Below are 18,511 nucleotides of genomic sequence, written 5' to 3'. Positions count from 1 at the left end.
GCATCCGTCATGCGCACCCTCATCAAGGGCATCGGGCAGATCGTGTCGGGCGACATCGAGCGGCCGCTCCTCGACGGCGACTCGGTCGTGATCGAGGACGGCAAGTTCGTCGCGATCGGGCGCGCACTCGACGGTGACGCCGACACGGTGATCGATGCCCATGGATCGACGCTCATCCCCGGTCTCATCGACTCGCACTGCCATCCGGTGTTCGGCGACTTCACGCCCCGGCAGCGCACGATGGACTTCATCGAGTCGGGGCTCAACGGCGGGCTCACGACCATGATCTCCGCCGGGGAGGTGCATCTGCCCGGGAGGCCCAAGGACATCGTCGGCTTGAAGGCGCTCGCCATCGTGGCCGCCAAGGCCTACGCCAACCTGCGCCCCGCCGGGGTGAAAGTGCACGGTGGGGCGCCCATCCTGGAGCTCGGCATGGTCGAGGCGGACTTCGCCGAGATGGCCAAGGCCGGCGTGAAGCTCGTGGGCGAGATTGGGCTCGGCTCGGTCAAGACGGGCAAGGACGCGGCGCCCATGGTGCGCTGGGCCAAGCAGCACGGGATGACCGTCACCATTCACACCGGCGGGCCCTCCATCGCCGGCTCCAACCCCATCAGCGCCGAGGTGGTGCTCGAAGCCGATCCTCACGTCGTCGGCCACATCAATGGCGGGACCACGTCGATGAGCGAGCGCGAGATCGACTCACTGATGGCCACCAGCATGGCGCTCGAGATCGTCCACTGCGGCAACGGCAAGACCGCCCTGCACACCCTCGCGCGCGCCACCGACGCGCGGGCCCTCGGCCGGGTGATCCTCGGCAACGACGCGCCCTCGGGCACCGGCGTGGTGCCGCTCGGCATCCTGCGCGTGCTCGCCCACCTCGTCTCCCTGGGCGGCGTCGCCCCGGAGACCGCCATCGCCATGGCCACGGGAAACACCGCGCGGGTGTACCGGCTCCCTGTCGGAACGATCGCCCCCGGCCGCGAGGCGGACTGCTGCATCGTGGATGCGCCGGTTGGCTCGGTTGGCCGCACCGCGCTCGAGGCGCTGCGGGCCGGCGACCTCTTCGGCATCTCCATGGTATTGATCGACGGACAGATCCGGATCGGGCGCAGCCGCAACACGCCGCCGGCCGCGCGCGCCGCCGAGGTGGTGAAGGGACACGGACCAGCCGGAGGCGGACATTGAGAGGGGAAAGGCTATGAAAATTCGCAAGTTCCTGACGGTGATCGAGGAAATACTCGAAGACGGTGGCCGGGCCGCCGCGAAGCCGCTTCGGAAGGTGGCGGCGGTGGCGGTGATCGAGAATCCGTTCGCAGGTCGCTACGTCGAGGACCTCACGCCCCTGGTGAAGACGGGCGAGGAGCTGGGCGACCTGCTGGGCCGCCGGGCCGTGACCGCGCTGGGCGCGCCCGTGCACTCGTACGGCAAGGCGGCGGTGGTGGGCGTTGATGGCGAGTACGAGCACGCCGCCGCCATCCTGCACCCCACGCTGGGCACCCCGTTCCGCGCCGTCGTCGACGGCGGGAAGGCCATCATTCCCTCGTCGAAGAAGCTCGGCGGCCCGGGGACGCCCATCGACGTGCCGCTGCACTTCAAGGACGCGGCGTTCGTCCGCACCCATTTCGACGCCATGGAGGTACGCCTGGTCGACGCGCCCCGCGCCAACGAGATCCTCGTCGCGCTCGTCGTGACCGACGGCGGCCGCCCGCACGCGCGGGTGGGCGGGCTCACCGTAGCCGAGGCCAAGAAGGAGGATGGGCTGCGATGAACTTCGGCCTCCGCATCCCGAGCTTCGCGCTGGGCGCGAAGACGGCCACGCTCGCCGAGATGGGTGCCTATCTCCGCCGCGCCGAGGACCTCGGCTTCGACTGCGCGGTGTCCATCGACCACCTGCTGCTCACGCCGCCCGCGTACGCCTGCACCTGGCTCGAGCCGGTGGCGCTGCTCTCCGCGCTCGCCGGCGTCACGCGCACGATCAAGCTCGGGACCATGGTGCTGGTGCTGCCGCTGCGTAGCCCGGCCTACTTCGCCAAGGAGTGGGCGACGCTCGATTTGCTCTCGGGCGGGCGCTCCATCCTGGGCGTCGGCGTCGGCTGGCACGAGGAGGAGTTCGCGCTGATGGGCGTGCCGCACAAGGAGCGCGGGCGGCGCATGGACGAGATGCTGGAGGCGGTGACCGCCCTCTGGGCAGGCGACCGCGTCACCTACAACGGCCGCTACTACGCGTTCGAGAACCTCACGATCGACCCCAAGCCCCTGCAGAAGCCGCATCCCCCCATCTGGATCGGCGGCGGCACCCAGCCCTCGGAGAAGATCTACGCGCAGACCGTCGCCAACATCGATCCGGTGCTGCGGCGCATCGCGAAGTACGCGAAGACCTGGGTGCCGCACTCGTCCTCCACCGCGGACATGGTCAAAGGGGACTGGGACAAGATTCAGCGCTTCATGGCCGAGTACGGCCGCAAGCCGGGTGACATGACGCGTGTCTACTCGAACTTCGTCTGGGTGCTGAAGAACGGGGAGCGCCCCGAGTCCGCCATTCCCCATTTCAAGGTCTACTCGGGCATGGACCTTCCGTACTGGAAGGAGTTCTACCTGCTCGGCGAGGCCGAGGAGGTGGCCGAGAAGATCCGGAAGAAGGTCGAGACGCTGGGCGGGTGCGAGTCCATCGTCCTGAATCCCCTCAACTGGGGCACGGAGCAGCTCGAGCTGCTCGCCGGCGAGGTGCTGCCGCGCGTGGCGAAGCGCTGAGCTCCGCCACCGTCCGTTACACCGGCGCCGCCGTCGCGCGGCGGGAGGATCCGCGCCTCGTGTCGGGGCGCGGATCGTATCTCGACGACCTCCGCCCCGCGGGCTGCCTGCACGCCGTCTTCGTGCGGAGCCCATACGCGCACGCGCGAGTGCTCGTCGTTGAGTCGGCGGCCGCTCGCGCGCGGCCGGGGGTGGCCGCCGTGCTGAGCGGCCGCGACCTCGCCGGTCGCGTGGCGCCGATCGCGCCGCGGCTCGAGGGCGGGGGCTTCTTTCCGACCGCCTGGTCTGCGCTCGCGCCCGAGCGCGCGCGGTTCGCCGGAGAGGCGGTGGCGGTGGTGGCGGCGGAAGATCCGTATGCCGCCGTCGACGGCGCCGAATGCATCGAGGCGGACTACGCGCCGCTGCCCGTGCTCGCCGATCTGGCCTCCGCCCGCGCCCCCGGCGCGCCGCGCGTCCACGACGCCCTGCCGGGCAACCTCCTCTTCGAGCGGGCGTTCTCGCGCGGCGACGTCGACGGCGGCTTCGCGCGCGCGGCGGTGCACCTCGCCGAGACCTTCCATCACGATCGGGTGTCTGCCTCGCCCCTCGAGCCGCGCGGGATCGTCGCGACCTGGGAGGGCGAGCGCCTCGTCCTCTGGATCAACACGCAGGTGCCCCACATGGTGCGCGCCGGTATGGCGCGCGCCCTGGGTCTCTCGCCCGACGCCGTCCGCGTCATCGTGCCCGATACCGGCGGCGGCTTCGGCCAGAAGATGTGCGTGCTGCCCGAGGAGCTGGCGGTGGCGGTGCTGGCGCGCGCGACGGGGCGGCCGGTGAAGTGGATCGAGACGCGGCGCGAGAACCTGGCCGCCGCCACGCACGCCCGCGAGGGGCGCGCCGAGGTCGAGGCAGCGGCGGACGCGCGCGGCGTGCTCCTCGCGCTCCGCGCGCGGGTCACGTCCGACGCCGGTGCATATCACGTGTTCCCCCTCACCCAGGCGCTCGAGCCCCTGGGCACGGCGAGCATCCTGCCGGGTCCCTATCGCACGCCCGCCTATGCGTGGCAGGCCTCCGCGGTGGCCACCAACAAGCCGCCGCTCGCCGCCTACCGCGGCGTGGGCATGACCTTCGGGGCCTTCATCATGGAGCGGCTCCTCGATCTCCTCGCCGCCCGGATGGGCCTCGATCCCGCGGAGATCCGGCGGCGCAATCTGATCCCGGCGGAAGCCTATCCCTTCACCGCCGCCTCCGGCTTCGTGTACGACAGCGGCGACTTTCCGCGCGCGCTGGCGGACGCGATCGCGCTCGCCGGCTATGACCGCCTGCGCGCCGAGCAGGCAGCGGCGCGCGGGAGGGGACGGCTGATCGGGATCGGTCTCGCGTGCTACACGGAGTACACGGGCATCGGCCCCACGGTGTACCGCGGCCGCGGGATGGTCGAGGTGAGCGGCCACGAGGCGGCGACGGTGACCGTCGACGTCGAGGGCGGGGTCTGCTGCGAGCTCTCGTTCCCCTCACAGGGCCAGGGCCACGCGACCACGGTCGCGCAGGTCATCGCCGACCGAATGGGCGTTGCGCTCGAGCGCGTGACGGTGCGCCAGCCCGACACCTCGCGCGCGCCCGACGGGAGTGGCACGTTCGCGAGCCGCGGGGCCGTGGCAACCAGCGGCGCCGCCGACGGCGCCGCCCGTCGTGTGCGCGACCGCTTGCTCGCGCTCGGCGCCGTCCGGCTCGAGGCCAGCGCCGCCGACCTGGAGCTGGTGGAGGGATCCGTACGCGTGCGCGGCGTGCCCGGGCGCGGCATCTCCATCGGCGATCTCGTGCGGGGCGCTGGGCCCGTCGCCGAGAGTGAATCCTACGATCTGCCCGGCCCGACCTTCTCGGGCGCGGTACACGTGGCCACCGTCGAGGTGGACGCGGACACCGGGCGTGTCGCGATCCGCGACTACACCGTGGTCGAGGACTGCGGCCCGATGATCAATCCGATGATCGTCGAGGGGCAGGTCCACGGCGCGCTCGCACAGGGCATCGGCGAGGCTCTCAGCGAGCGCCTGGTCTATGACGGCGATGGCCAGCTCCTCACCGGGACCTTGATGGACTATGCCGTCCCCGCCGCCGCCGATCTGCCGTCGTTCAGGCTCGGGCATCTCGAGACGCCCTCGCCGCTGACGCCCGGCGGCTACAAGGGCATGGGCGAGGGGGGTACCATCGGCGCGCCCGCCGCCATCGCCAACGCGGTGGCGGACGCCGTGCGGCCGCTCGGGGTGGCGGTGACGCGGCTGCCGGTGCGCGCCGAAGCCCTGCGTGCCGACCCGCCCGCGCCATGAGTGACCCCGCGGCCTCTGCCGCCAATCGCGCCGTCTCGGGGCTCTACCAGGGGTTCATGACCGGCGCGGTCCTCACCCTGATCACGCGGCGGGGCGAGGACCTCGCGGCCGAGCTCGTCTTCCGCCACTTCCGCCGGCAGCATCTCGAGAAGTTCCTGCCCGGCCTCGCCAAGCTCGGGCTCGACCGGCTCCCGCACGCGGTGGCCTGCGCCCAGTATCACGATCTCTCCAACCGGATCGGCGGCGTCAAGACCGAGTACATCTACGAGTCCGATCGAAAGGCGTGGGTGCGCTACCCGCCGCCGCGGTGGATCTGGAGCGGCGCCGCCATCTGTGCGGTCCCATCGCGCGTCAATGCCGCCATGCTCCACGGCTGGCACGGGCACAACGGCGTCAGCCTCGGCAACCCGCGGCTGGGCTTCGTGTGCACCGGCCAGACGGTGGACGGCTTCCCCGGCCTCGAGGGCTACTACCTCGAGCATGAGCGCGATCTCGCCCCCGAGGAGCGGGTGCGGTTCGCCTACGGCGAGGTCGCGCCCCATCCCGACCCCGCCCACGCCCCGCGCCTCGATCCCGCGGTGTGGACGCCAGAGCGCCTGGACAAGGTCGTGGCGCGCTACGCGATGGAGTACGTACGGACGCTGCTCCCGGTGGCGCTCGAGCTCCTCGGCCCCGACGACACGCGCCGCCTGCTGGGCCACGCCGCGCGCCTCATCGGCATGCAGCTTCACGACGAGACCGCGGCGCTCCTGGGCATCCGCGGCCGCGATGCCGCCTCGTTCGCCGGCTATCTCGCCGCCCTCGCCCGCGCCCAGGGCGAGGAGGTGGAGGTGGACACGGGCGGCGGCGAGGCCCGCGTTCGGCAGCGGGGCTGGCGGCTCATGGCGGGTGTGCAGGGCCTCGACCCCGTGGCCTTCGAGGCCTGGACCGAGCTGTGGCGCGGCGCCCTCGCCGTCCACGACCGCCGGCTCGCGCTGACGGTGGCGCCGCCGGCCGCCGACGGCCTCGTCGAGTTCAGGATCGGGCCTGGTCGGCGGGGGAGTCCCCGCTAAGCGGCGCCCAGGGCTCCGTGCCCTCCACCCAAGCTTCCGGCAGTATGCCGAAGGCCTCGATGACGCGGCCCCACCCCAGCAGGAAGCCGATCGACATGCCGAGGTCGAGCAGCTCCTCCTCGCTGAACGAGGCGCGTAGCCGCGCCAGCAGCGGCGCGTCGACGTTCCGATGGTCGAAGGCCAGCCGGTCCGCGAGCGCCAGTGCCGCCTTCTCGCGCTCGCTCAGGTCCGAGGCCTCGTAGTCGTGCATCTTCTGGATGGTCGCCTCGGTCAGGAGCCCCGTCCGCATCACCGATGCGGACCGCACCGTGCTTCAATGCCGGCAGCGGTTGTTCCAGGCAGTCCGGATCCGCACCATCTCCGTGAGCCGGCGGTCGATGAGGCTCTCCCCATACATGTAACGGACGAACCCCATGGTGGCGCGGAGCACACCTGGCCGGCGGGCCATGGTGAGGAAGAGGGTATGGTCGTGGTAGGCCTTCTCGCCCCAGCCGGCGAACATTCGCCGGAGATCGTCGTCCAGGGTCGTGGGATCGGCCTTGCCGATTGGCGGATGAGGTGACACTCTGTTTGGAGTCGCCATGCCCCATTCGACCTCAGCGATGACCCGGATCGCAAGGAGATCGTGATGGCGGAAGTTTCGAGGGACGTCGACGCGGCGTGGTGGCCCCCGGCCGCGTCGGGTGCGCGCGCGGTCCCGCTCGGCGCCCCGTTCCGGCCGGGTCTCGACCCGCTCCCCACGCATCAGCGCGTGTGGGCGGTCGTGAAGGATCGCTGGGGCCGCCCCGCGCACGGCGAGCCGCGGGACGCGCTGCGCGAGGTACGCGCGCCGGTGCCCGCCATCGGGCCCGACGAGGCGCTGGGCTACGTGCTCCACGCCGGGCTCACCTACAACGGCATCTTCGCCGCTCGCGGCGTGCCCATCTCGGTGTTCGACCTCCACGACCGCGACCTGCACGTGGCCGGCTCGGGCGCGGTGGCGCTCCTGGCTGCGCTCGGGAGCCAGGTGGCGCGCGAGGGCCGCCTGCGCGTGGGCGAGCTTCGCGTGCTCTACCCCGGCGTGTCCAATCTCCTCTCGCCGCGGGCGGGCGAGGACCCGATGCACGCGGACTTCAAGATCCAGGGTTACGAGACCCCCGATGGGTCGTTCGCCCAGTTCGTCCGCGGGCAAGCTCCGCAGTGGCTCGCGCACTCGGAACGGCTCACGCGTGCCGAGGGCTCCTCGTACATGCTCGACCTCGAGACCGTGTACAAGGCGCTCTACGACGTGGCGCGCGTGCAGCCGGGCGAGCGGGTCTTCGTGGAGGGCGCGGCGGGAGGCACGGGTATCTATGCCGTGGCGGTGGCAGCGTTGCGCGGCGCGCGCGTCACCGGGCTCGTCTCGACCGACGACAAGGGCCGCTTGGTGCTCGCGGCGGGCGGCCACGCCTTCGTGAACCGCACGGCGCCGGAGCTGGCCGGCCTCTTCACGCCGGCGCCCCTGGCGGCGGGCGACCAGGACGCATGGCGCGCCCGCGGCGAGCCCTTCCGTGAGCGCGTGAGGGCCGGGCAGGGCGGCGAGCCCGTGGACGTCGTCGTCTCGTCCGTGGGCCGGGATCTCTTCGCGCGGATGATCGATCTCCTCGGCCCCGGAGGGCGGCTGGTCTTCTACGGCGCCACCAGCGGCTACACGCTCACCTTCCTGGGCAAGCCGGGCCGCTCGACACCGGCCGAGATGCTGCGGCGGGCCGACCTCCGGCCGGGCGAGGGGGTGCTCCTGTACTGGGGCACGGAGTCCGGCGGGACCGACGATTCCGTTGCGGCGGAGGCGGTCGCGGCGGCCCTGGCCAGTGGCGCGCGCGTGGTCGTGGCCGCGCGGACCGACGCGCAGGCCGCCGCCGCGAAGGCCGCGGGCCCTCACGGCGTGGTGAGCATCGAGGCGCTGGCGCGAGAGAGCGGGCTTCGCTGGCCCGCGGCCATGCCCGACTACGATACCGACCGGGACGCCTATCGCGCCTACCAGGACGCGACGCTCAAGCCCTTCGGCCAGGCGGTGGGCCGGCTCCTCGCCACCCCGGACAATCCCCGAGGGAGCCCGGACGTGGTGATCGAGCGCGCCGCGCAGGACACCCTCGGCATCAGCACGTTCCTCGCCCGGCCCTTCACGGGCCGCGTCGTGTACGTCGAGGACAGCGAGGGGCGCCGCTTCTCGTTCTACGCGCCCAACGTGTGGATGCACGAGAAGCGCGTGCTGTACCCCGCGTTCGCCGTGCTGGGCTCGCATCTGTCCAATGCGCATCAGGCCGATCAGGTGGTGCGGCTCCTCGACGCGGGGGCCCTCCGCGTCCACGCCCCGCTGGTGCGTGACTGGAGCGCGCTCGCCGAGTGTCATCAGCTCATGCACGAGAACCGACACACCGGCACGTTCACCGTGCGGGTAGGCGCAGGGGCCGCGCTGGATGGTGCGCGCACCGCCCGCCAGGTGTATGAATCCTGGGGATCGCGCTACCTCGACGGCAAGATCGTGAGGGTACGCCTCGATCCCGTGCGCCCCGGCTCGTCGGGCCTGGTCGCCCTCGTCACCGTGGACTCGCCGCCGGCGAACGCGATCGGCCGCGCGGTGCTCGAGGACCTGGAGCGCGCGGTGGAGGCCCTCGAGCGCGAGCCAGGGCTCCGGGCGGCGGTGCTGGCGGGCTCCGGCACCATGTTCGTGGCGGGCGCTGATATCCGCGCGCTGCGCGCCTTCGGCAGCGCCGCCGACGTGGAGGCGTTCACCCTGCGCGTCCAGCGGCTCTTTCAGCGAATCGCAGGGCTTCGCGCGCCCGTCATCGCCGCGGTCGACGGCTATGCGCTGGGCGGCGGCAACGAGCTCCAGATGGCGTGTGCCTGGCGGGTCGGCGCGGCGCGGGCCGAGTGGGGACAGCCGGAGATGAACCTTCACGTGCTGCCGGGCTTCGGCGGCACCCAGTCGCTGCCGCGCCTCGCCCTCCGGCGGGCGCGTGCCGCCGGGCGGCCCGACGCGGAGGCTCTCCTCGCCGCGCTGGTCATGCTGCTGGATGGCCGCCGGCGCGGCGTCGACGTCGCGCTGGCCCTGGGGCTGGTGGACGAGGCTGCACCCGCCGACGCGCTGTCCCACGCTCTCGGTGTGGCCCGCCGCATCGCGCTCGGGGAATGGCGGGAGGCGCGCTGGTCGCCGCTCGCGGAAGGTGCGGCGCTCGAGACGCGCGGTCTGCCCGGTCCCGTCGCTGACACGCCCGAGATCAGGCGGCTCCTCGCCCATCATGAGGCGGTGCCCAGAATGGCCCCCGCACGAGCCATCCTGGACGCGGTGCGGGTCGGGCTCGAGAAGGGCCTGGCCGATGGCCTCGCCTTCGAGGCGCGTGTCTTCGGCCGCGCGGTGGCGTCCGACGAGGGTCACGCGGGCATCGACCGCTTCCTCGCTCGGCAGTCGTGGCCTCTCCCGCTCCGAGGGGAAGGAGGCGTGCTGTGAGGATCAAGGACGTGCTGGTCGGCAACGGCCGCTTCCTGTTCCGCTGGCGGAGCTTCCTGCCGCTCCTCCTCCTCCCGGTGCTCGCGCTCTCGCTCCGTGAGAGCGCCCAGCTCAACGCGATGATGGGAGAGAGCCTCGAGACGCTCTGGGCGGGGGCGTGTCTCGCGGTGGCGCTCGTCGGGCTGGGGATCCGCTGCTACACCATCGGCTACACGCCCCGGGGCACCTCCGGACGCGGCACGCGTCACTTGCGCGCCGATTGCCTCAACACCACCGGCATCTACTCGATCGTTCGGAATCCGCTCTACCTGGGGAACGCGATCATCGCGCTCGGGCTCGTCCTGGCCATCAAGGTCTGGTGGCTGGCCGCCATCGTCGCCCTCGCCGGCTGGCTCTACCTCGAGCGCATCGTCGCCGCCGAGGAGGAGTTCCTGGCCGAGCGCTTCGGCGCCGAGTACCTGCGGTGGGTGGAGCACACGCCGGCGTTCATCCCGCGGCTGTCCCTGTGGCGGCCGCCCGATCTGCCGTTCTCCTGGCGCACCGTGCTCCGCCGCGAGTATCACGGGCTGCTCGTCATCACCGCCAGCTTCTTCGTGATCGACGCCTTCACGGACCTAGTCTTCGAGGGCACGCCGCTCGACGAGTGGGCCCGCTCCGACTACATGTGGCCGCTCCTGCTCTTGCTGAGCCTCGTCGTGGCCGCCGTGCTGCGCGTGATCAAGAAGCACACCCGCTGGCTGCACGAGCGGGGCCGCTAGCGCCGTGGAGCTGTCCGCTCAGGCGCTCGAACGCGAACGGCACGACGCGGCGTCCCGGCTCGTCGCGCGGCCTCGCCTCGCGCTCGTCGCGCTGCTCGCGCTGGCGCTCGTCATCTACGTGATCCCGCTCGGCGAGCGTTCGCTCTGGAACCAGGACGAGGCGCGCCAGGCCTTGCTCGCGCGCGCGACCCTCCGCCACGGCGTCCGGCTCCCCGTGAAGGTCCGCGACGAGGCCTATCTCAACAAGCCGCCGCTCTACTTCTGGAGCGTCGCGCTGGTGTCCTGGCCGAGCGGTCACGTGTCCCAGCACACCGCCGCGATCCCCTCGGTGGTCGCCGCCCTCGTCGCCCTGGCCGGGACGTTCGCGATCGCGCGGCTCCTGTCGGGCCCCGTGGCCGGGCTCGTGGCGGTGGCCCTGGTCGGCACGAGCCCGGGCTTCTACCTCCACAGCCACGCGCTGCTGCCCGACATGGCACTTACGGCGTGGCTGACCTGGGTGCTGTACTTCCTGCTCGCCGCCGTGCGGGACGAGACGCCCAGCCGCGCCCATCTGCTCGGGCTCTACGGCTGCATCGCGGGGGCGATGTGGATCAAGGGCCTGCCCGCCTTGCTGGTGGTGCCGGCCGGCGCCGCTGCCGTGCTCGCGGCGCGTGGCCGCTCGGGTTTCGCACCGCTGCGGCCCCTCCTCGGATTCGCCGTGGTCGCGGTGCTCATGCTGCCCTGGGCCATTCCGTATCTGCTGACGCCCGGCCACGACAGCGGGCAGTCCACCGACGCCGGAACCGCGCTCGCCTGGTACCTCAACCGCTTCGATCGCGTGTCATCGATCCCGCTCACCGGGGGGCTGATCTCGTTCCTGCCGTGGACGCTCTGGGGCGCGGTGCTCGTGGCGTGGTGGCGCCGCGCTCCGGAGCGCGTAGCCTACCGTCCGGTCGTCGCCTGGGCGGCCGTCACGATGGTCCTGATCGCGCTGGCCGTCCAACAGCGGGCTCGGTATGTCCTGCCGGTTTACCCCGTCTTCGCTGTGCTCGTGGCCGCCGCGGTCACCGGGATCACCGCGAGGACGCGGGCCCTCATGCGCGTCAATACCGGTATCGTGCTGATCCTCGCGGCGCTTGCCCTCGTGCAGGCCACCCGCCTGGTGCTCGGGCGGCGGGCGGGGCACAACGCCACGCAGCTGACTTCGATGCTCGACGTGTCTCGCGAAGGCCCCCTGCTCGTTCTGCTGGTGCTCGTCGGCCTCCTGCTGGCGCTCCATGCCCTGTGGACCCGCGGCTCGCCGGCCGCGGCGGTCGGGTGGATCGCCGCCGCCATGGCCTGCGTGCTCTTCGTCGAGGGCGGGCTCTATCCCGCCCGGATGAACGAGCAGATGCCCATCGAGGCGTTCGCCGAGGCGATGCGGCCGCGGCTCGAGAAGGACGTGCCGATCCTGGGCTTCCCCGACGCCAATCTCGCGTTCGACTTCTACCTCGATCACCCCGTGCAAGAGGTGGCGAAGGTCAACGTCATTCGCGCGACCCTCGACTATCCGGCCAGCGGCAACTTGCTCCTGCGCCCGTCCACGTGGCATGAGCTGCGTCCGCACGCGCACCGCAGCTGGTGCGTGATGGGTCAGGCTGGGCGCGGCACGCGGTCGGTCGTGATGGTGGGGCCCTGCCGGTGACGCTCGATCCGCTCGAGCTGCAGGTGGTGCTGCCGGTCTTCAACGAGGTGGAGAGCTTGCCCGTGCTCTGGGACGAGCTCTCCACGGTGCTGGACGCCCACTGGAGCCGCGTTGAGGTGGTCTTCGTCGACGATGCCAGCACCGACGGGAGCGGCGCCTGGCTCCGCGCGCTCGCCGAGAAGGACCCGCGGGTGCGGTACGTCCGGCTGGCCCGGCACGCCGGGCTCACCGCCGCCCTCGACGCGGGGTACCAGCGCGTGACCTCCCCCATCTTCGTGACGCTCGACAGCGATCTCCAGAGCAACCCGGCCGACATTCCCCGTCTCGTCGCCGCGCTCGAGGGCGCCGATGCCGCCATGGGGTCGCGCATCCGCCGCGACGACACGCTCGTCAAGCGCTGGTCCTCGCGAATCGCCAATACGGTGCGGAACGCGCTCACCCACGAGCACGTGCGCGACAGCGCCTGCACGCTGCGCGCGTTCCGCCGTGAATGCCGGACGGCCCTGCTGCCCTACAACGGCATGCACCGCTTCGTTCCCACGCTGCTGCGGATGGCCGGCTACCGAGTGTCGGAGGTGCCGGTGGTGCATCGGGCGCGGCGGTTCGGCGCGTCGAAGTTCGGGCTCGGCCGTGCGAGCCGTGGATTTCACGATCTGCTCGTCGTGCGCTGGATGCAGCGCCGCGCGCTGCGCTACACGATCGACCGCGACGCGTAGGGCACGCCCTTCGGCCAGGGGCGCACCGGCTCGACGCGCTCCCGCTCCCACAGGGCCAGCACGAAGAACGTGTTCGCGAGCAGCTCCAGCCCCTCGTCGAGGTAAGTCCGGGGGAACACTGCGGGCATGATCAAGTGGAGCCGCCGCTCGAACAGCTCGGTGCCGGCGAAGATCAGGAGCCCTGCGACGAGCACCCGGCCCCAGCCCGTCCACAGCGCGGCGAGTGACGTGGCGCGTGGTGAGCGTGCGCCCGAACACCGCGGCCCAGGTCTCCAGCTCGCCCGCGAGCAGCACCGTGAATCCGGAGCCGAGCACCCCGAACCAGGCGGCAAAGGCGCGGTTCTGCATCAGCGAGCGCCGGCGACGAGGGCCGTCCCGGCGAATGGGAGCCGGCGCTTTCAGGGGTAGAGGCCGCGGACTCGGTAGCCCTCGGCCACCCGACGGACACCTTCCATCAGAGCGGCGGTGCGCAGATCCACGCCCTCCTTCTGGCCCACGCCCCACACACGATTGAACGCGCGAGCCATGACTTCCTGCAGGCGGGCCGTGATCTCGCTTTCCTTCCAGAAGTAGTACTGCAGCCCCTGCACCCACTCGAAGTAGGACACGACCACACCGCCCGCGTTGCACAGGATGTCCGGGATGACGGTGACCCCGCGGTCGTGGAGGATCACGTCGGCTTCGGGCGTGGTGGGGCCGTTGGCGCCCTCGGCCACGATGTGGGCGCGGATACGCTCGGCGTTGCCCGCATGGATTTGCGAGCCGACCGCGGCGGGAATCAGGATGTCGCACGGCTGCTCCAGGAGGACGGCGTTGTCGAGCGGGTCGGCGCCGGGGAATCCCACCACGCTCCCCGTGGCGGCCACGTGCGCCTCGAGCTGCCGGATGTCGAGGCCGTTGGGATTCCAGACCGCGCCCTTCACGTCGCTCACGCCCGCCACCACCGCGCCGTCGCGCCAGAGAAGGCGGGCGGCCACGCTCCCCACGTTGCCGAAGCCCTGGATCACCACCGACTTGCCGCGCAGCTGCTGGCCGGTGTGGTGGGCTGCCTGGTAGAGGCAGTACACGATGCCGCGGCCAGTGGCCTCGCGCCGTCCCGCCGAGCCGCCCACGATGAGCGGCTTGCCGGTGACGACACCGGGCACGCTCTTGCCCTGGGTCATCGAGTATGTGTCCATCATCCAGGCCATCGTCTGCTCGTCGGTGCCGAGATCGGGGGCGGGGATGTCGAGATCGGGACCGATCATCAGGATGATCTCGGCGGTGTAGCGGCGCGTGAGGTTCTCGCGCTCGGTTGCCGACATCGCGCGCGGGTTGCAGCGTACGCCCCCCTTGGCGCCCCCGTAGGGCAGCGACATCAGCGCGCACTTCCAGCTCATCAGCATCGCGAGCGCGGTAACCTCGCCCAGGCTCACGTCCGCGTCGTAGCGGAGGCCGCCCTTGGTGGGCCCCAGCACGGTGGAGTGGTGGACGCGGTAGCCGGTGAACACTTCGGTCCGCCCCGAGTCCATGCGGACGGGAATGGACACGACCATCGCCCGTCGCGGCGCCCGCAGGCGCACGTGGATGTCGGTGTCGAGGCCCAGGCGCGCGGCCACGCGATCGAGCTGTGATAGGGCCGTCCGGTGCAGATCGGATTCGAACTCGTCGATGTGGGTCACGGCCACTCTCCTTCCACGTCCAAACGCAGCACGGCGAGGGAACGCTCGGCGAGCGCGAAGGTGCCGCCCGCGGGCAGGGCGGGCGCGGCCGGGGGCTCCCACTGGCGGGTGTCGAGCACGGCGGTCCAGCGCGCGGCGCCGGGGGGCGCGGGCACGATGAAGGGCACGGCGGCGGCGGCGGCGTTGAGGAGGACCAGGAAGGTGGCACCCACGATGGGCTCCCCCGCCTCGTCCACCTCGTCGATGCGGTCGCCGCGCAGGAGCAGGCCGAGCGCGCGCGTGGCCGGCGCGTTCCAGTCCGCCGCCGTCATCTCCTTGCCGTCGGGGCGCAACCAGGTAAGCGCCCGGGCGGTGCTGAAGGTCCGGCGCCGGAACACCGGCTCCGCCCGGCGGAGCTCGATGAGGCGCCGCGTGAAGGCGCGCTGCGCGTCCGCCGACGGCGACGGATCCCAGCCGAGCCAACTGATCGGTCCGTCCTGGCAGTAGGTATTGTTGTTCCCGGCCTGGGTGCGTGCCACCTCGTCTCCGTGAGCCAGCATGGGCACCCCCTGAGACAGCAGCAGTGTGGCCAGGAAGTTCCGCATCTGCCGCTCGCGGAGGGCGACGACGGCGGGATCGGAGGTCGGCCCCTCGACCCCCCAGTTCCAGGACAGATTGTCGTCGGTGCCGTCGCGATTGTCCTCGCCATTGGCGGCGTTCCGCTTGTGCTCGTAGCTCACGACGTCGGCAAGGGTGAAGCCGTCGTGCGCGGTGACGAAGTTGACGCTCGCGGACGGCTGTCGGCCGCTCGCGGCGTAGAGGTCGCTCGACCCGGTGAGCCGGAAGCCGAGGTCGGCGGCCTGCCCGGCGTCGCCGCGCCAGAAGCGGCGCACGGTGTCCCGGTAGCGGCCGTTCCACTCGGCCCAGCCCGCGGGAAAGCGGCCCACGAGATAGCCGTCGGGGCCCACATCCCAGGCCTCCGCGATGATCTTCACGCCGGCGAGCGCCGGATCCTGCCGGATGGCGCCGAGGAAGGGCGCGTAGAGGTTCACGTCGCCGAGCCCGGTGCGCGCGAGCACGGCCGCCAGGTCGAAGCGGAAGCCGTCGACCCGCATCACCTGCACCCAATAGCGAAGGCTATCCATCACAAGCTGCAGCGCACGCGGGTGCGGCGTGTGCCAGCTATTGCCGCAGCCGGTCCAGTCGACGTACTCGGCACCGTCGGCGGGGTCGAGCCAGTAGTAGGCGCCATCGCCGAGGCCGCGGAACGACAGCGTCGGGCCGCGCCGGCCACCCTCCGCGGTGTGGTTGTACACCACGTCGAGGATCACCTCGATGCCCGCACGGTGCAGGGCGCGCACCATCGCCTTGAACTCGGTGACTTGCTCGCCGCGCGAGCCCGAGGCGGCGAAGCGCGCGTCGGGCGCGAAATAGCCGATCGAGTTGTAGCCCCAGTAGTTCGTGAGGCCGCGCGCGACAAGCGCACGCTCGGCGAGGGCGTGGTGCACGGGGAGGAGCTCCACCGCGGTCACGCCGAGGCTGCGGAGATAGTCGATGACGGGCGGGGCACCCAGCCCCGCGTAGGTTCCTCGGAGGGCGGCCGGCAGATCGGGATGTCGCGCGGTGAGGCCCTTCACGTGAGCCTCGTAGATCACCGTGCGGTGCCACGGCGTGGCGGGCGGGCGGTCATCGCCCCAGTCGAAGGCGCCGTCCACCACGACGCTGCGCGGGGTGTAGGGGGCGCTGTCGCGACCGTCCGGCTCCGCGTCGGCGGACCCACGGCCGCCCAGGAGGGCGTCGTGCCACGTCACGTTGCCGGTGATGGCGCGCGCGTACGGGTCGAGCAGGAGCTTGGCGGGGTTGAAGCGATGGCCGTCGCGCGGCGCGTACGGGCCGTGCGCGCGGTAGCCATAGAGCGCGCCGGGTGCGAGACCGGCCACGCGGCCGTGCCAGACCTGGTCGGTGCGCTCGGTCAGCCGGATGCGCTCCTTCTCGCGGCCGGGATCCTCGGCGTCGAAGAGGCACAGCTCCACCGCGGTCGCATGCTCGCTCCAGATCGCGACGTTGACGCCGCTGCCGTCCCATGTCGCGCCGAGCGGGACGGGGGAGCCAGGGCGGAGTCGGGAGGGCTGCGCCATGGCGTCAGGGGCCCGTCCAGCGGAAGAGCAGGGCGCCCAGCGGCGGAAGGTCCAGCGTGACCGACTGCGGCTGCCCGTGCCACGGCACCGGCTCGCTGCGCACGCCGGGCCCGTTGCCGACGTTGCTCCCGGCGTAGTGCTCGCTGTCGGTGTTGACGGCCTCCGCGTAATAGCCGGCTTGCGGGACCCCCACGCGATAGCCGCGGCGAACCACCGGGGTGAAGCTCGCCACGCAGAGCACGAGGCTCGCTGGGTCGCGGGCGAACCGGCAGAAGGCCACCACGCTCTGGACGCCTCGATGATAGGGCCCCGCGTCGAGAAGGTGCCAATCGAGGCTCCGGTCGTGGTTCCACTCGGCGGATTGCCCGAACTCGCCGCCCATGAAGAGGAGCTTCCGCCCCGGGTACGCCCACATGAACCCGTAGAGCAGACGGAGGTTCGCAGCGCGCTGCCACTCGTCACCCGGCATCTTGGCGATCAGCGAGCCCTTGCCGTGCACCACCTCGTCGTGGGACAACGGCAGCACGAAGTGCTCCGACCAGGCGTAGAGCATGCCGAAGGTGAGCTGGTTTTGGTGGAATTTCCGGTGCACGGGCGCCCGGTGGACATAGTCGAGCACGTCGTGCATCCAGCCCATGTTCCACTTGAGCCCGAAGCCGAGCCCGCCCACGTATACCGGGCGCGACACCTGGGGCCACGAGGTCGATTCCTCCGCGACCATCAGCACGTCGGGATGGTGACCGTAGACCACCTCGTTGAGGCGCTTGATGAATGTCATCGCCTCGAGGTTCTCGCGGCCGCCGTGCCGGTTGGGCAGCCACTGGCCGAGCTTGCGCGAGTAGTCGAGGTAGAGCATGGACGCGACGGCGTCGACGCGCAGCCCGTCGAGGTGATACCGATCGAGCCAGAAGAGCGCGTTGCCGATGAGGAAGTTCGCCACTTCGGTGCGCCCGAAATTGAACACGCGGGTGCCCCAGTCGGGATGCTCACGCAGGCGCGGGTCGGCATGCTCGTAGAGATGCGTCCCGTCGAAGTAGACGAGCCCGTGGGGATCCTTGGGGAAGTGCGCGGGCACCCAGTCGAGAAGAACTCCGATCCCCCGTTGATGCAAATGGTCAACGAAGGACATGAAGTCGGTTGGTTCACCGTATCGTCTGGTCGGCGCGTAGTAGCCGATGGTCTGGTAGCCCCATGAGCCATAGAACGGATGCTCCATCATGGGGAGCAGCTCGACGTGGGTGAAGCCCGAGCACGTAGTCCGCGAGGCGTGATGCGAGCTCCCGGTAGCTGAGGACGCGATGGCCCTCCTCGGGCACGCGGCGCCAGGAGCCCAGGTGCACCTCGTAGATGCTCAGCGGCGCATCAAGCGCCTGGCGCCGTCCCCGCTCGGCCATCCGCCCGGCGTCACCCCATTCATGCTGGGGGATGGGCGTGGTCACCGCGGCGGTGCGCGGCGTCTCGGACTCGAAGGCGAACGCGAAGGGATCGGCCTTCTGCGCGATGGGCGCGCCGGACCGCGAGAGGACCTCGAACTTGTGGCGGAGGTCCGGGCCGAGCGCGGGGATGAAGAGCTCCCACACCCCGTTGCCTGGGTGCAGGCGCATTGGGTGCCGCCGCCCGTCCCAACCGTTCCAGTCGCCCACAACGCTCACTCGACGCGCGTTCGGTGCCCACACCGCGAAGCGATACCCCTCGACGCCGCCGAGGCGCACGGGATGCGCGCCGAGCGCGTCGTAGACGCGGTAGTGCGTGCCCTCGCCGAGGAGGTGGAGATCGAGGTCGGAGAGCGAGGAAGGGAACCGATAGGGATCCTCGACCTCAGCGACGGCGCCGTCGCGATCGGTGACCCGGAGCCGGTAGAGGAACGATGCGAGGCCGCCGTCGGCCTCCGCATGGGGGCCCAGCACGGAAAATGGGTCTCCGTGCTCGCCGTTCACGAGCGCGCGCACGGCGTCGACGGAAAGGCTCACGGCGTCATTGTACCGGAGGGATGCGCGAGAACGGGCACGCGGGACGCG

Annotated in this window: 14 protein-coding genes and 1 pseudogene; 9 read left to right on the top strand and 6 right to left on the bottom strand. The window is 71.5% G+C overall.

The window, feature by feature from the left end:
* The first annotated feature begins 9 nt into the window (after positions 1 to 9).
* From VFX14_09450 to VFX14_09430, 5 genes are read left to right on the top strand one after another with little or no spacing between them, the layout of a single operon-like run.
* Entirely contained in the window at positions 10 to 1,185 is a 1,176-nt protein-coding gene (locus VFX14_09450; protein ID HEU5189900.1) for an amidohydrolase family protein, read from the top strand.
* A 13-nt stretch (positions 1,186 to 1,198) separates the two neighbouring features.
* The gene (locus VFX14_09445; GenBank protein ID HEU5189899.1) at positions 1,199 to 1,768 is read left to right on the top strand and encodes an amino acid synthesis family protein; all 570 of its coding nucleotides are present in this window, start codon (positions 1,199 to 1,201) and stop codon (positions 1,766 to 1,768) included.
* The gene (locus VFX14_09440; protein ID HEU5189898.1) at positions 1,765 to 2,751 is read left to right on the top strand and encodes a TIGR03619 family F420-dependent LLM class oxidoreductase; all 987 of its coding nucleotides are present in this window, start codon (positions 1,765 to 1,767) and stop codon (positions 2,749 to 2,751) included. The genes VFX14_09445 and VFX14_09440 overlap by 4 nt, the downstream gene beginning before the upstream one ends.
* Before the next feature lie 59 nt (positions 2,752 to 2,810).
* Entirely contained in the window at positions 2,811 to 5,057 is a 2,247-nt protein-coding gene (locus tag VFX14_09435; protein ID HEU5189897.1) for a xanthine dehydrogenase family protein molybdopterin-binding subunit, read from the top strand.
* Positions 5,054 to 6,109, top strand: coding sequence for a hypothetical protein (locus VFX14_09430; GenBank protein HEU5189896.1), 1,056 nt, complete (start codon positions 5,054 to 5,056; stop codon positions 6,107 to 6,109). The genes VFX14_09435 and VFX14_09430 overlap by 4 nt, the downstream gene beginning before the upstream one ends.
* On the opposite strand, the gene VFX14_09425 is transcribed toward VFX14_09430, so the two are convergent.
* Together VFX14_09425 and VFX14_09420 are read right to left on the bottom strand one after the other, a co-directional pair.
* Positions 6,072 to 6,398 (bottom strand): hypothetical protein, encoded by a 327-nt coding sequence (locus VFX14_09425; protein HEU5189895.1) that lies wholly within the window; start codon positions 6,396 to 6,398, stop codon positions 6,072 to 6,074. The genes VFX14_09430 and VFX14_09425 overlap by 38 nt on opposite strands.
* Before the next feature lie 24 nt (positions 6,399 to 6,422).
* Positions 6,423 to 6,674: a hypothetical protein gene (locus tag VFX14_09420; protein HEU5189894.1), complete on the bottom strand. Its 252-nt coding sequence runs from the start codon at positions 6,672 to 6,674 to the stop codon at positions 6,423 to 6,425.
* A 63-nt stretch (positions 6,675 to 6,737) separates the two neighbouring features.
* Between VFX14_09420 and VFX14_09415 the strand changes: the two genes are divergently transcribed.
* Genes VFX14_09415 through VFX14_09400 form a run of 4 tightly spaced genes read left to right on the top strand, consistent with a single transcriptional unit; the run spans position 6,738 to position 12,715 of the window.
* Complete coding sequence (locus VFX14_09415; GenBank protein HEU5189893.1) at positions 6,738 to 9,578, top strand: enoyl-CoA hydratase-related protein; 2,841 nt, start codon at positions 6,738 to 6,740, stop codon at positions 9,576 to 9,578.
* On the top strand, positions 9,575 to 10,336 hold the full coding sequence (locus VFX14_09410; protein ID HEU5189892.1) for an isoprenylcysteine carboxylmethyltransferase family protein: 762 nt from the start codon (positions 9,575 to 9,577) through the stop codon (positions 10,334 to 10,336). The genes VFX14_09415 and VFX14_09410 overlap by 4 nt, the downstream gene beginning before the upstream one ends.
* A 4-nt stretch (positions 10,337 to 10,340) precedes the next feature.
* Positions 10,341 to 11,999: a glycosyltransferase family 39 protein gene (locus VFX14_09405; protein ID HEU5189891.1), complete on the top strand. Its 1,659-nt coding sequence runs from the start codon at positions 10,341 to 10,343 to the stop codon at positions 11,997 to 11,999.
* On the top strand, positions 11,996 to 12,715 hold the full coding sequence (locus VFX14_09400) for a glycosyltransferase family 2 protein (GenBank protein HEU5189890.1): 720 nt from the start codon (positions 11,996 to 11,998) through the stop codon (positions 12,713 to 12,715). The genes VFX14_09405 and VFX14_09400 overlap by 4 nt, the downstream gene beginning before the upstream one ends.
* Here VFX14_09400 and VFX14_09395 read toward each other — a convergent pair.
* From VFX14_09395 to glgB, 4 genes and pseudogenes are all read right to left on the bottom strand, one after another.
* The gene (locus tag VFX14_09395) at positions 12,691 to 12,909 is read right to left on the bottom strand and encodes a hypothetical protein (protein HEU5189889.1); all 219 of its coding nucleotides are present in this window, start codon (positions 12,907 to 12,909) and stop codon (positions 12,691 to 12,693) included. The genes VFX14_09400 and VFX14_09395 overlap by 25 nt on opposite strands.
* Positions 12,910 to 13,113: 204 nt before the next feature.
* Complete coding sequence (locus tag VFX14_09390) at positions 13,114 to 14,376, bottom strand: Glu/Leu/Phe/Val dehydrogenase (GenBank protein ID HEU5189888.1); 1,263 nt, start codon at positions 14,374 to 14,376, stop codon at positions 13,114 to 13,116.
* Positions 14,373 to 16,493, bottom strand: a complete 2,121-nt coding sequence (gene glgX / locus VFX14_09385) for a glycogen debranching protein GlgX (GenBank protein ID HEU5189887.1) — start codon at positions 16,491 to 16,493, stop codon at positions 14,373 to 14,375. The genes VFX14_09390 and glgX overlap by 4 nt, the downstream gene beginning before the upstream one ends.
* 4 nt (positions 16,494 to 16,497) lie before the next feature.
* A pseudogene (gene glgB, locus VFX14_09380) lies at positions 16,498 to 18,463 on the bottom strand (1,4-alpha-glucan branching protein GlgB).
* Between the last annotated feature and the right edge of the window lie 48 nt (positions 18,464 to 18,511).

It is taken from the genome of Candidatus Methylomirabilota bacterium, from assembly GCA_035764725.1.
Classification (GTDB): domain Bacteria; phylum Methylomirabilota; class Methylomirabilia; order Rokubacteriales; family CSP1-6; genus DASRWT01.
The sequence above is the reverse complement of the archived record's forward strand: the minus strand, read 5'-3'. Positions and strand labels throughout refer to the sequence as shown.

Coding starts and splice junctions, on each gene's coding strand:
- VFX14_09415 (HEU5189893.1), top strand. CDS start 6,738: ATGGCGGAAGTTTCGAGGGACGTCGACGCGGCGTGGTGGCCCCCGGCC.
- VFX14_09450 (HEU5189900.1), top strand. CDS start 10: ATGCGCACCCTCATCAAGGGCATCGGGCAGATCGTGTCGGGCGACATC.
- VFX14_09440 (HEU5189898.1), top strand. CDS start 1,765: ATGAACTTCGGCCTCCGCATCCCGAGCTTCGCGCTGGGCGCGAAGACG.
- VFX14_09430 (HEU5189896.1), top strand. CDS start 5,054: ATGAGTGACCCCGCGGCCTCTGCCGCCAATCGCGCCGTCTCGGGGCTC.
- VFX14_09445 (HEU5189899.1), top strand. CDS start 1,199: ATGAAAATTCGCAAGTTCCTGACGGTGATCGAGGAAATACTCGAAGAC.
- VFX14_09425 (HEU5189895.1), bottom strand. CDS start 6,398: ATGCGGACGGGGCTCCTGACCGAGGCGACCATCCAGAAGATGCACGAC.
- glgX (HEU5189887.1), bottom strand. CDS start 16,493: ATGGCGCAGCCCTCCCGACTCCGCCCTGGCTCCCCCGTCCCGCTCGGC.